We start from the raw sequence: 13,116 nt of genomic DNA, 5'->3' as shown, positions 1-13,116 counted from the left end.
CAGCAGCACCAGAAGGCTTCCGGCGCGCAGGGTCCCGCTGAGGGCGGCGAAGGCCGAGACGTCAAATCCGCGACGCGCGTCAAAAACGGCATGCAGGTATTCACGTCCCAGCAGGCCGCTGATGGCCTTAGAGGGGTTTTCCTCCAGCCACAGCCAGTCTCCTGGTAACGTATCGCGCAGATGGGTCACCTGGCTCAACGTCCACGCTTCATCGCCGCTGAGCACCACCAGCCGGCGTTGCCCGGTACGCTGAAGCTGGTTAACCAGCTGTTCAAACCCCAACATCACATAGCTTTGCCGAAGGTATTACACTGCGACGGGTTGCCGCTGTCGAAGCCACGCTTAAACCAGCTGTAGCGCTGCTCTGAGGTGCCATGGGTAAAGCTGTCCGGCACAACGCGCCCCTGGCTCTGCTGCTGCAAGCGATCGTCACCAATCGCCTGTGCGGCATTCAGGGCCTCTTCCAGATCGCCTGTTTCCAGCACGCCCTGCTGCTGCATGCTGTGTCCCCAGACGCCAGCGAAGCAGTCGGCCTGAAGCTCCATGCGTACGGACAGACGATTCACCTCCGCCTGAGACGCATTCTGCTGCATCTGACGCACTTTAGGCTCAATGCCGAGGAGCTTCTGCACATGGTGGCCGACTTCATGCGCGATCACGTAGCCCTGGGCAAAATCGCCGTCGGCGCCCAGCTTGCTTTTCATGTCGTCATAGAAGGAGAGATCGATATAGACGGTGCTGTCCGCCGGGCAGTAGAACGGCCCCATAACGGACTGCCCGGTGCCGCAGCCGGTGCGGGTTGCGCCCCGGTACATCACCAGTTTTGGCGGCTGATAAGTCCGCCCCATTTTCTCGAACTGCTGACCCCAGGTATCTTCGGTCGTCGCGAGAATAACGGAAGTAAATTTCGCCGCTTCATCTTCATTCGGGCTGATGGAGCGCTGAGAATACTGCTGCTGTTGCCCGGTTTCACCGGTCATCAAACCGGTCAGGTCGACACCGTAGTAGCCCGCCACCAGCACGACGACCAGCAGAATAATGCCGCCCTTGCCGCTGGGTAACCGGAAACCTGGCCCGCCCATAGACGGACCACCGCCACCACTGCTGCGTCTGTCTTCTACGTTGTCACTTTCACGACGCCCTTGCCAGCGCATAAACACCTCGAACTATTCCATTTATAATAGCTATGATCGTAGGCGGTTAATGAAAGGATTACCATAGTAAACAAGGATAAGACGCCAAAGGATGCCAACATCCTTTGGCAAATGCGCAGTTTAGTCGAGCTTAACGCCTAAACGGTGAGCAACCGCTTCGTACGCTTCGACCACGCCACCCAGACTCTGGCGGAAACGGTCTTTGTCCATTTTATCCAGCGTCTCTTTGTCCCACAGGCGGCTGCCGTCCGGAGAGAATTCGTCGCCCAGCACCACTTCGCCTTTGTACAGACCGAACTCCAGCTTGAAGTCGACCAGGATCAGGCCCGCGTCATCAAACAGCTTTTTCAGCACGTCGTTGGCTTTGTAGGTCAGTTCCTGCATGCGCGCCAGGTTCTCTTTGCTTACCCAGCCGAAGGTTTCACAGTAGGATTCGTTGACCATCGGGTCATGCATGGCGTCGTTTTTCAGGAACAGATCGAACAGCGGTGGATTCAGTTCGATACCTTCTTCAATGCCCAGACGCTTCACCAGGGAGCCTGCGGCACGGTTACGGATCACGCACTCAACCGGCACCATATCCAGTTTTTTTACCAGACATTCCGTATCGGACAACAACGCTTCCATCTGAGTCGGGATACCGGCTTCGGCCAGTTTGGTCATAATGAAGTGATTGAACTTGTTGTTCACCATGCCCTTACGATCGAACTGCTCAATGCGTGCGCCGTCTCCTGCTGACGTATCATTGCGGAATTCGAGCACCAACAGATCCGGGTTTTCCGTGCTGTATACGGTTTTCGCTTTGCCACGATACAACTCAGCTTGCTTCTGCATCTTCATTACTCCTGGTGTGATGATTTGTATTCAAAACTGGCCATATTATGCCACGCACACGTTTGCGTAGCACGAAAATAAAAAGGGCTGGAATAACCAGCCCTCACTATTATTTGCTGAATGCGGCCTGGAAGGCAGCGACCAGCGCATCGTTCTGCGCCTGGGTCAGCGTGTGTCCTTTCGGATCGATAAATTGCAGGCTGCTGCGGTTATCGAGGTCGCCGACCTGGATTTTGTAGTCACCGGAAGGCAGCTGTGGATCGCTTGCCCCCAACTCCTGCCAGGCGCTATCAGACAGCGGCTTATAGGTCGCTGTGATACTGCCCGTTGAACGGGTGCTGTCAGTCACCTTCATGCCCACTTTTTCAAGCGTTGCTGGCAGACGCTGCCAGGTCTGGTTAAACGGCGCACGCACCACCAGCATCGGCAGACCGGTATCGTCTGCACCGCTCTGCACGTCAAAGGTTGAGCCGTTACGGTTCTGCGCGGCGTTTGCGGCATCGGTAGCGTTCTTATCCAGACCCGCTGCAATCACGTTCAGCATTTCAGTGCTGTAGCGCTGCATGGCGGACGGATCGGCAACCGGTTTACCTGCCTGCTCAAGATTCAACAGCTTAACGGTAACCGCCTGCTGATAACCCTGCGGCTTAACGGAGACTTGATAACGACCACGGTACTGCTGGTCTTCATCGAGACGGTTCCACTCAATCCAGTCGGTAGTTAAAGCTTGGCTGGCGTCGTCGCGTTTATCAATCGTATAGTTTTTCGACTGAATGACGCTTACAACCTGCGGCCACAGCGTTGTACCGCGTGCGCTTTCCACCAGCAGAGAAGCTGTATCACCGGTGAACTGCGTGCGCGCGCCGCTCACGAGCGCCAGAGGCTGAGCTGGCGGACGAATATCGAGCGCTTTACCCACCAGGCCGCTGCCGTTGGTAACCGGAATATTATAATCACCGTTCTGGATCGGCAGGATCATGCCGGCAGGCGCGTGAAGTTCAGCAAGCGGCGGCGCATCCAGATAGGATTCATCACCGCTCACCTGGCGCTTGTAGCGCGAGTCTGAACTACAGGCAGCGAGGAGCATAACAAGCGAAACACCCGCAACCTTCGCCAGGCGCGACTTCTGTACTGAATAAGCCATCAAATCTCCCTAAACTTTACAGCAAACCGGCATGCTTCAGCGCGCCAGCGACAATTTCACGACCGTGGTCGGTAATCGGTGTCATTGGCAGACGCAGCGTGTCGGTTGCTACAAGCCCCAACTCCTTACATGCCCATTTCACTGGGATCGGATTGGGTTCGACAAATAATTTATTGTGCAACGGCATCAGACGCTGATTAATCACGCGAGCTTCATCAAAGTGACCGGCTGCGGCCAGTTTGCACATGTCAGCCATATCGCGCGCCGCCACGTTCGCCGTCACGGAAATCACGCCGTTACCACCGAGCTGCATAAAGTCCAGCGCGGTCGCATCATCACCGCTCAACAGGATAAAGTCGTCTGAAACCAGCTCTTTGATCTGATGAACGCGGCTTAAGTTCCCTGTCGCCTCTTTAATCCCGATAATATTTTTTACTTTCGAGAGACGGCCAACGGTTTCCGGCAGCATATCGCAACCGGTACGGGACGGAACATTATACAGAATTTGTGGCAAGTCAGTATGTTCAGCGATGGCTTTGAAATGCTGGAACAAACCTTCCTGAGTAGGACGGTTGTAATAAGGGGTCACCGTCAGACAGCCGACAATGCCGCTGTCGTTAAAACGTTGGGTCAGACTGATAGCTTCTGCGGTTGCGTTTGCGCCCGTCCCCGCGATGACCGGAATACGCCCGTCCGCCAGTTCCAGGGTCAGCATCACAACGTCGCCGTGCTCTTCGTGGCTCAGCGTAGCGGATTCACCGGTAGTCCCTACCGAAACGATCGCCGAGGTTCCATTGGCGACATGGTAATCAATGAGCTTCTTCATGCTTGACCGGCAGACATTACCTTTTTCATCCATCGGTGTAACAAGCGCGACAATACTTCCCGTGAACATGAGCCATCCTCTGTGCGAACAAGAGCCTCAATGTTACGTTTGGAACTGTAATAAAAGCAAGCGACCTGAGGCTCTCAGGCGGTTGTATGCATGTTTTTTTTATGCTTTCCTTAGGAAGACTTAACCACGCAAAGGAAGAACAGGTTTGACAACCTCATCACAACATTACCTGGTTATCACTGCGCTGGGTGCTGACAGGCCGGGTATCGTGAATACCATCACTCGCCACGTGAGCAGCTGCGGCTGCAACATCGAAGACAGCCGGCTGGCTATGCTTGGCGAAGAGTTCACGTTCATCATGCTGCTTTCCGGAACATGGAATGCCATTACCCTCATCGAATCTACCCTGCCGCTGAAAGGCGCAGAGCTGGATTTACTGATTGTGATGAAGCGCACCACCGCGCGCCCGCGTCCGGCTCTGCCTGCCACGGTCTGGGTACAGGTTGAAGTGCCTGATTCACCTCATCTGATTGAACGTTTTACGGCGCTGTTTGACAGCCATCAGATGAACATTGCCGAACTGGTTTCCCGCACGCAGCCGGGCGATGAAAACGCAATCCCGACGCTGTTTATTCAAATTACCGCACACAGCCCTGCCTCGCAGGATGCGTCAAATATCGAGCAAGCGTTCAAAGCCCTCTGTACAGAATTACACGCGCAAGGCAGTATAAGCGTCGTCGATTATTCGCAGCACGAACAGGATGGAGTTGAGTAATGAACCCACTGAAAGCCGGTGATATCGCACCGAAATTTAGCTTACCGGATCAAGACGGCGAGCAAGTAAATTTGACCGACTTCCAGGGACAGCGTGTTCTGGTCTATTTCTACCCGAAAGCCATGACCCCGGGCTGTACCGTACAGGCCTGCGGTCTACGCGACAACATGGATGAGTTGAAAAAGGTCGGTGTGGAAGTGCTGGGCATCAGCACCGATAAGCCAGAGAAGCTGTCACGTTTTGCGGAAAAAGAGCTGCTGAACTTCACGCTGCTTTCCGATGAAGACCACCAGGTTTGCGAGCAGTTTGGCGTCTGGGGTGAGAAGTCCTTTATGGGCAAAACGTACGACGGTATTCACCGTATCAGCTTCCTGATTGGCGCTGACGGTAGAGTTGAGCACGTGTTTGATGATTTCAAAACCAGCAACCACCACGACGTGGTGTTGAAGTGGCTGAAAGAAAGTGCCTGAAAGTGAGTGTCGGGTGGCGGCTTCGCCTTACCCGACCTACAAGAATAAGTAGGCCGGGTAAGCGCAGCGCCACCCGGCAAAACTACTTCTCCTCCACCGCCGGCACATCCGGCCACGCGTGGACCACGGCTTTAATCAGCGTCGCCAGCGGAATGGCGAAGAACACGCCCCAGAATCCCCACAGCCCGCCGAAAATCACCACTGACAGGATAATCACCAGCGGATGCAGGTTAACGGCTTCTGAGAACAGCACCGGTACCAGCAGGTTCCCATCCAGTCCCTGAATAATCAGGTATACGGCGAAACAGCTCCAGAACTCCGTACCCAGACCAAACTGGAACAGCGCCACACCGACTACCGGAATGGTCACCACAAACGCGCCGATATACGGGATCAGAACCGAGAATCCGACCAGCACCGCCAGCAGCAGCGAGTAGTTCAGCCCGAAGATCACGAAGCCAATCCAGGTCGCCACGCCCACCACAATCATCTCCAGCACTTTGCCGCGAATGTAGTTGGTGATCTGCTGGTTCATCTCCTGCCAGACCTGACCGGCGAGACCGCGATTGCGCGGCAGCACGCGGCGCACCGCGTTCAGCATCTGCTCTTTATCTTTGACCAGGAAAAACACCATTAGCGGCACGAGAACAAGGTAAACCGCCAGCGTCAGCAACCCCACCAGCGAGGCCAGAGAGTATTTCACCACCGAATCCCCCATGGTCATGATGCGGGCGCGCATGTTTTCGGCCATCGCATCGATAATCCCGGCGTCCATCAGCGCAGGATAGCGGCGCGGCAGCGTGGCGGCAAAATCAGACAGTTTATTCAGCATGCCGGGCATATCACGGATCAGGTAGATCCCCTGTTGCCAGGCGATGGGCATCACCACGAAGGACATCAGCAGCAGAATACCGACAAACAGCACCAGGACAATGCTGGTCGCCCAGCGGCGGGAACAGCCGATATGTTCCAGACGCGCGGTGGGCCACTCCAACAGATACGCCAGTACAATCGCCACCAGTAGCGGTGCCAGCAGGCCACTAAAGAAGAACAGGATACCGAATCCGGCAACCAGAATGACCAGCAAAGCAATGGCTTCCGGGTCGCTAAACCGACGCCGATACCACTGCATTAACATTTCGAGCATACAACCCTTCCCTGAATCGAATGGCGGGAGTGAGACGGTGAATTGTATCTAACTGTCACAAAAAAGACTTTCCTTTTTGTTTCACTGTCAGGTTTCGCAAAACCCTGATGAATGGGATTTTCTTCATCTCTTAACACGGCTACACTCGCAGAGCAGCGGAGATGAACGTTATGCGGGTTCATCGGTCAAATTAGCACATCCAAAATACAGGACAGTGGTTATGTTCAGGCAGTTGAGAAAAACACTGGTTGCGACACTGATTGCCGCCGTGACGGTGGGTCAGGTGTTGCCCGCTTTCGCTGACTCGTCCGATTCATTGCCGGACATGGGCACCACGGCAGGAAGCACGCTCTCCATCGGGCAGGAGATGCAGATGGGTGATTATTACGTACGCCAGCTGCGCGGCAGTGCTCCGCTGATTAACGACCCTTTGCTGGTGCAGTACATCAACGGTCTGGGGATGCGGCTGGTGGCGCACGCCGACTCGGTAAAAACGCCCTTCCATTTCTATTTAATCAATAACGACGAAATCAACGCCTTCGCCTTCTTTGGCGGGAACGTGGTGCTGCATTCGGCGCTGTTCCGTTATTCCGATAACGAAAGCCAGCTGGCGTCCGTCATGGCGCACGAAATTTCGCACGTCACCCAGCGCCATCTGGCGCGTGCGATGGAAGATCAGAAGCGTAACGCCCCCCTGACCTGGGTGGGCGCGCTGGGTTCCATTTTGCTGGCGATGGCCAGCCCGCAGGCCGGGATGGCGGCGCTTACCGGGACGCTGGCGGGGACGCGTCAGGGGATGATCAGCTTTACCCAGCAGAACGAGCAGGAAGCAGACCGCATCGGCATTCAGGTTTTACAGCGTTCCGGCTTTGACCCGCAGGCCATGCCGAGCTTCCTGGAAAAACTGCTCGACCAGGCACGCTACTCGTCGCGCCCGCCTGAAATTCTGTTGACCCACCCGCTGCCGGAAAGCCGACTCTCGGATGCCCGTAACCGTGCCAACCAGATGCGTCCGGTCGTGGTGCAGTCTTCGCAGGATTTCTACATGGCCAAAGTGAGAACGCTTGGCATGTACAACTCCGGACGTAATCAGCTCACCAGCGATCTGCTGGACGCGCTGGCGAAAGGCAACGTGCGCGAGAAAAACGCGGCGCAGTATGGTCAGGCGCTCCAGGCGATGGAGGCCAGCAAGTACGATGAAGCGCGTAAAGCGCTACAGCCGCTGCTGGCGTCGGCGCCTGACAATCCGTGGTATCTTGACCTCGCCACCGATATCGATCTGGGGCAGAAAAAAGCGACCGATGCGATCAATCGTCTGAAAGGGGCGAAAGACATTCGCAACAATCCGGTATTGCAGCTTAACCTGGCGAACGCCTACCTACAGGGCGGCCAGCCCGGCGAGGCGGTGACCATTCTGAACCGCTACACCTTTAACAATAAAGATGACCAGAACGGCTGGGAACTGCTCGCCCAGGCCCAGGGGCAACTGGGTAACCGCGATCAGGAGCTGGCCGCGCGTGCGGAAGGCCTGGCGCTGGCGGGTCGCCTCGATCAGGCCATTTCCCTGTTGAGCAGCGCCAGCTCACAGGTGAAGCTTGGCAGCCTGCAACAGGCCCGCTACGATGCGCGAATCGACCAGCTGCGCGGCCTGCAACAACGCTTTAAGCCGTACGAGAAGATGTAATAAAGGAGAAGTCATGACAGACGCGGTAAAAATTTACCATAACCCTCGCTGCTCCAAGAGCCGCGAGACGCTGAATCTGCTGAAGTCTAACGGCATCGATCCGGAAGTGGTGTTGTATCTGGAGACGCCGCCGGATGCGCAGACGATCCGCCAGCTGCTGAAGATGCTTAACATGGGCAGCGCACGCGACCTGATGCGTCAGAAAGAAGATCTGTATAAGTCGCTTAATCTGAACGATACCAGTCTCACTGAAGATCGGCTGATTCAGGCGATGGTCGACAATCCTAAGCTGATTGAGCGCCCGATTGTCGTGGCGAACGGCAAGGCGCGTATAGGCCGTCCACCGGAAGACGTGCTCGGGATCGTCTAATCGTTACGCCGCAGCGCTTCCAGAAACGCCTGCGGCGTACGCTCTCCCAGCTTTTTCTGCGCTTTTCCCCGGTTGTAAAACTCACACAGTTGGATCAACAGCGCTCCCGCCGGTTCACTGCTCACCCGCGGAATGATCTCACGTAACGGCACGGTGGCCTGAAGGGCAAGATAATACTGTGAATGCACTTTTACGGTGACGTTATGCTCCGGCAAGTTCACTGCCAGCCCAAAAGTCTCAACAGATTGAATATCAGCCGGACAGGCAGCCAGCACCTCGTTCGTCCAGCGGGTCAGCAACTGCGGCGAGACACCGGCATAAAGCCGGGCGTAGCACCAGCCGCTAACGGGTTCACGCGCCCAGAGCAGGTGTTGCTCCCCACCGTCGTCCATATGCAGCGATAGCGGCTGATGATGCAGAAGTAGCTTCTGCGGCATGATACCGGCCTTCAGCGCCTTTTTGCCCTGCAACGACGCCCCCTTTTGTCTTACCGAAGCCGGTTTGAGGTAGCGGTTCAGGGTCGCGCGGGAAACGGCGATCCCGAGTCCGTCATTCACCAGCAGCAGCAGTTCATCCAGCGGTGCACCGGTGATATCACGCAGAGCATTTATCAGTGCTGCCTGCTCTTGTCTCAACGCTTTATGTATCACTTTTGGCGTGGTGTGGTTATCCGAAACCTGGTCGCGGTTGCGCCAGCGCCTGACGGTGGTGACCGAGATACCCAACTCAACGGCAAGCTCTCTGTCGCTTTTATCTGACTGCTGAAGATAACGACGGATACGCGGTGTGGTGGTGGCGTTGGCATGCAGTTTGATTTCCATCGCGTCTCTCTCCGCAACTAATCTTATGAGATTTATATCAGAGCAGCGAATGCTTTGTGACCGATTTCACCTTTCGCTCGCCGCGCTTCACTGATAATCCACAGACATAACATAAACAACACCTCTCAATCTTGTACGGAGTTCACAATGAACAATGTTCTGGGATTTCTTGAAGCAAAACTGATGCCGCTGGCGGCGAAAACGGCCCAGCAGCGTCATCTTGGGGCCATTCGTGGGGCCTACGTTTCATTCATGCCGTTTATCATCGTCGGCTCCATCCTGCTGGTGATCTCCTCCTTCCCGAATCAGGCCTATCAGCAGTTTATGTCTCAGGCCTTTGGTGAGAGCTGGAGTGCGATTATAGAGATCCCGTTTAACGCGGTGTTCTCAACCATGTCGCTGTTTATCAGCTTCCTGGTGGCCTACCGCCTGGCTGAGCATTATGGCGAGGACCGCATCTCCTGCGGCATCCTGGCGCTGGTCGCGTTTCTGATCCTGACGCCCTTTATCAAAGTGGCGGAAAACGGCGGCATTACCGTGATGCCGGTGGAGTGGATTGGCAGCAAAGGGCTGTTCGTGGCGATGATCGGTTCCCTGCTGTGGACGGAACTGTTCTGCTGGCTGAAGCGCAAAAAGCTGGTCATCAAAATGCCGGACGGCGTGCCTCCTGCGGTGCAGGAGTCGTTCGCGGCCCTGATCCCGGCCCTGCTGGTGATGATTCTGGTGCTGCTTATCCGCATCATCTTTGAAAACACCCACTACCACACCATCCACCAGTTTATTTATGAAGTGGTTGCCACCCCGGTGCGCCACTACGGCACCTCTTATTTCGGGGCGCTGATGACCGTATTCAGCATCACCATTCTGTGGTCAGTGGGCATTAACTCAGGTTCGATGATCAACGGGATTATTCGTCCGCTGTGGATGGAGAACCAGACCGACAACATCGCCGCGATTCAGGCGGGAACGACGCCGCCGCACATCATCACCGAACAGTTTTTTGACATGATCTGGATGGGCGGCGCGGGCGCCACGCTGTCGCTGGTGATTGCGATGCTGATTTTCGCCCGCAGCAAAAACATGCGCGAAGTGGCGCGCCTCGGTGCGGGTGCCTCGGTGTTTAACATCAACGAACCGATTCTCTTTGGCCTGCCGGTGATCATGAACCCAATCATGCTCATCCCGTTCAATCTGGTGCCGCTGGTGCTGGTCACCGTGCAGTATTTGGCGATGAAAATTGGTGCGGTCGCCGTCACCACCGGGGTGTTTATCCCCTGGACGCTGCCGCCGGTCATCAGCGGCTTTATTGTCACCGGGCACCTGAGCGGCAGCGTGATGCAGCTGATCAACCTGCTGATTGGCGCCATGCTGTACCTGCCTTTCATGCGTATCCTGGATAAACAGTACCGCGCGGCGGAAATAGCCAGCGTTACGCAAACCGACACCACCCTTGCAAAACAGGAGTAAAGCATGTGGGGAATTATCGCAACCTGGCGAATGGCGCTTGAAGGCGTCACGGAATCCGCGTCTGCCCTGGCTGCGGGCAAACCTGTCGCTGCGGCGGTAGTGGATGCCGTCGCCGCCGTCGAGGACTTTCCGTTTTATAAATCCGTCGGCTACGGCGGGCTGCCCACCGAAAACGGCGAGGTAGAGCTGGACGCGGCCTATATGGACGGCGACACGCTGGCGTTCGGCGCCGTGGGGAATCTGGTGGATATCGCCAACCCGGTGCGCGTGGCGCACGCGCTCAGCCGCCAGCGCTATAACAGCCTGCTGGTCGGCCAGGGCGCGCGCGAATGGGCGCTGAGTCAGGGCTTTGCCGATAAAACCATGCTCACGGATCGCGCCATGCAACACTACCGTAAGCGCTGCCGCGAAACGCTGGATAAGGGGTTAAGCCCCTACGACGGACATGACACCGTCGGCATCATCGGCCTCGATAAACAGGGCTCGATGAGCGTCGCCACTTCCACCAGCGGCCTGTTTATGAAAAAACGCGGTCGCCTCGGTGACTCACCCATCATCGGCTCCGGCTTTTACTGCGACAGCGAAACCGGCGCGGCCACCGCCACGGGCGTCGGTGAAGATCTGATGAAGGGCTGTACCAGCTACGAAATCGTTCGCCGGATGGCGCAAGGCATGACGCCGCAGCAGGCGGCGGATTCGGTCGTGTTCGAACTGGAAGACAAACTGATGTCGCGCTTCGGTCGCGCGGGCGATCTCTCCGTGGTGTGCATGAACAGCAAAGGAGAATTTGGCGCCGCGACCAACATCAAAACCTTCTCGTTCGTGGTGGCGACGGCTCGCCAGCCCCTCACCGTTTTCCGTACTGAACGCCTGCGGGAGAAAACGCACTATCACGCGGTAGATGAGGAGTGGATGCAGGCCTATGCCGCGCGGATCCGCGCACCGATTGAGGAGTTATGATGATCACGTACCAGTTTATCAACGCACTTTCAGACGCGAAGCCGCAGAGCCATTTGATTGCGCGCGCTGACAGTTCCCTGTTACCGGATAGCGCTCTTATCGCTGAAATGCGCCAGCAGAGCACCGTCGCGGACGCGCGCTTTGGCTGCGCGCCGTTTGCCCGCATCACTCTGTTGCCGGATGCGCTCTGGCATGACGCCCTGACCGAAGGGTTGATCACGGCCCTGCGACCGCTGCTTACCGCCCCCGCCAGCGCCGAACTCGTGCTGGACGTGACGGATATCGACGATGTGGTGCTGGCGCAGGTACTGCGTTTTCTCTTTAATCAGACGCACAGGCTCAGTGACCTGAAGCTGAAGAAGACGGACGAAGCGCTGCGCCTTACCTGCATCACTGCCCTCTGCCTGCCGGAACAGCAGGCGAAGCTGGAGACGACCTTCCGCCAGCAGCAGGCCATTGCGCTCGGCATGGTTGCGGCACGACGTCTGGCGGATATGCCATCCGACCGCTGTACGCCGCAGTTTGTGGTGGAAGAGGCGCAAAAACTGTGTGCCGCCAGCCCTGCTCTGCGCTGCGAGGTGTTGGATGAAAAGCAAATTGTTGAGCAGGGGCTGGGGCTACTGCACGCCGTTGGCAAAGGGGCGACCTGCCCGCCTCGCCTGCTGGCTATTCACTATAACGGCGTGTCTGATGGCCCGGTGCGCTGCTACGTGGGAAAAGGCATTACCTTTGACACCGGCGGCCTGTGGCTGAAGGAAGGCGCGGGCATGTACACCATGAAATATGACATGTGCGGCGCGGCTAACGTGCTCGGGCTGATGCTGACCGTTGCGGAGCAGAAATTACCCGTGCGCATCATGGGCGTGCTGGCGCTGGCGGAAAACGCCATCGGCCCCGACGCCATGCAGCCCGGCACGGTGGCAACAGCCTGCAACGGCATTACGGTGGAAATCAACAACACCGATGCCGAGGGCCGGCTGGTGCTGGCAGACGCTATCGCCTGGGTGAGTCAGCGCCATCCGCAGGCGCATTATATTATTGATATGGCGACCTTAACCGGAGCGGTGGTGAAAGCGCTGGGGTATGAGCTGAGCGGGCTGATGACCCAGGATGAGCCGTTGCGTCAGGCACTGACGCTCGCGGGCAAACGGAGCGGCGACGAGGTGTGGTCCCTGCCGCTGGATGCGAGGCTGAGAAAGCAAACCGACAGCGCGATTGCCGATCTGTGCAACACGCCGACCAACAATGCGGCGATCAGCGCCTCGGCGGCGTGGCTGCTGCACCATTTCTGCCCGCCGACTATTCCGTGGGCGCATCTGGATATCAGCGGGACGGCGCTGTGGCGAGAAAACGGACGGAGCGTGGCGTCGGGAAGACCGATTCCGCTGCTGGTGGAGCACTTGTTGGGGGATCTTTAGCCGGGTGGCGGCTGCGCCTTACCCGGCCTGCAAGGTA

General features: G+C 56.9%; 13 protein-coding genes and 1 pseudogene. 7 read left to right on the top strand and 7 right to left on the bottom strand.

Annotated elements, in window-relative coordinates; translation table 11 throughout:
• The 5 genes and pseudogenes from DD606_RS15985 to dapA form a co-directional block, all read right to left on the bottom strand.
• Positions 1-285, bottom strand: a pseudogene (locus DD606_RS15985) (tRNA cytosine(34) acetyltransferase TmcA); the annotation flags it as partial.
• Positions 285-1,154 carry a neutral zinc metallopeptidase gene (locus DD606_RS15980; protein ID WP_001303362.1) on the bottom strand — a complete coding sequence of 290 codons (870 nt, stop codon included), beginning with the start codon at positions 1,152-1,154 and terminating at the stop codon, positions 285-287. The gene DD606_RS15980 and the pseudogene DD606_RS15985, both read right to left, overlap by 1 nt.
• A 120-nt stretch (positions 1,155-1,274) precedes the next feature.
• Positions 1,275-1,988, bottom strand: a complete 714-nt coding sequence (purC, locus tag DD606_RS15975; RefSeq protein WP_001171626.1) for a phosphoribosylaminoimidazolesuccinocarboxamide synthase — start codon at positions 1,986-1,988, stop codon at positions 1,275-1,277.
• A gap of 109 nt (positions 1,989-2,097) precedes the next feature.
• Entirely contained in the window at positions 2,098-3,132 is a 1,035-nt protein-coding gene (gene bamC, locus DD606_RS15970; RefSeq protein ID WP_003860539.1) for an outer membrane protein assembly factor BamC, read from the bottom strand.
• Positions 3,133-3,148: 16 nt separating this feature from the next.
• Complete coding sequence (dapA, locus tag DD606_RS15965) at positions 3,149-4,027, bottom strand: 4-hydroxy-tetrahydrodipicolinate synthase (RefSeq protein WP_003860542.1); 879 nt, start codon at positions 4,025-4,027, stop codon at positions 3,149-3,151.
• 145 nt (positions 4,028-4,172) lie between these two features.
• Between dapA and DD606_RS15960 the strand changes: the two genes are divergently transcribed.
• Positions 4,173-4,742 (top strand): glycine cleavage system transcriptional repressor, encoded by a 570-nt coding sequence (locus DD606_RS15960; RefSeq protein ID WP_000213743.1) that lies wholly within the window; start codon positions 4,173-4,175, stop codon positions 4,740-4,742.
• Positions 4,742-5,212: a thioredoxin-dependent thiol peroxidase gene (bcp, locus tag DD606_RS15955; RefSeq protein ID WP_003860544.1), complete on the top strand. Its 471-nt coding sequence runs from the start codon at positions 4,742-4,744 to the stop codon at positions 5,210-5,212. The genes DD606_RS15960 and bcp overlap by 1 nt, the downstream gene beginning before the upstream one ends.
• An 82-nt stretch (positions 5,213-5,294) precedes the next feature.
• On the opposite strand, the gene DD606_RS15950 is transcribed toward bcp, so the two are convergent.
• Positions 5,295-6,359, bottom strand: a complete 1,065-nt coding sequence (locus DD606_RS15950; RefSeq protein ID WP_003860546.1) for an AI-2E family transporter — start codon at positions 6,357-6,359, stop codon at positions 5,295-5,297.
• A 220-nt stretch (positions 6,360-6,579) separates the two neighbouring features.
• Between DD606_RS15950 and bepA the strand changes: the two genes are divergently transcribed.
• Positions 6,580-8,043, top strand: a complete 1,464-nt coding sequence (gene bepA, locus DD606_RS15945; protein WP_003860547.1) for a beta-barrel assembly-enhancing protease — start codon at positions 6,580-6,582, stop codon at positions 8,041-8,043.
• Positions 8,044-8,056: 13 nt separating this feature from the next.
• A complete protein-coding gene (gene arsC / locus DD606_RS15940) occupies positions 8,057-8,413 on the top strand; it encodes an arsenate reductase (glutaredoxin) (RefSeq protein WP_003860549.1) in 357 nt (118 codons plus the stop codon).
• On the opposite strand, the gene DD606_RS15935 is transcribed toward arsC, so the two are convergent.
• Positions 8,410-9,234, bottom strand: a complete 825-nt coding sequence (locus tag DD606_RS15935; protein WP_129258860.1) for an XRE family transcriptional regulator — start codon at positions 9,232-9,234, stop codon at positions 8,410-8,412. The genes arsC and DD606_RS15935 overlap by 4 nt on opposite strands.
• Positions 9,235-9,381: 147 nt before the next feature.
• Between DD606_RS15935 and celB the strand changes: the two genes are divergently transcribed.
• From celB to DD606_RS15920, 3 genes are read left to right on the top strand one after another with little or no spacing between them, the layout of a single operon-like run.
• Positions 9,382-10,701, top strand: coding sequence for a PTS cellobiose transporter subunit IIC (celB, locus tag DD606_RS15930; RefSeq protein WP_003860552.1), 1,320 nt, complete (start codon positions 9,382-9,384; stop codon positions 10,699-10,701).
• A gap of 3 nt (positions 10,702-10,704) precedes the next feature.
• Positions 10,705-11,661, top strand: coding sequence for a N(4)-(beta-N-acetylglucosaminyl)-L-asparaginase (locus tag DD606_RS15925; protein ID WP_045330458.1), 957 nt, complete (start codon positions 10,705-10,707; stop codon positions 11,659-11,661).
• Positions 11,661-13,079 (top strand): M17 family metallopeptidase, encoded by a 1,419-nt coding sequence (locus DD606_RS15920; RefSeq protein ID WP_129258862.1) that lies wholly within the window; start codon positions 11,661-11,663, stop codon positions 13,077-13,079. The genes DD606_RS15925 and DD606_RS15920 overlap by 1 nt, the downstream gene beginning before the upstream one ends.
• The last annotated feature ends 37 nt before the right edge of the window (positions 13,080-13,116 follow it).

This window comes from Enterobacter cloacae complex sp. GF14B (assembly GCF_004136805.1).
Lineage (GTDB): Bacteria > Pseudomonadota > Gammaproteobacteria > Enterobacterales > Enterobacteriaceae > Enterobacter > Enterobacter hormaechei_C.
This window is presented reverse-complemented; position numbering and strand designations above follow the sequence as displayed.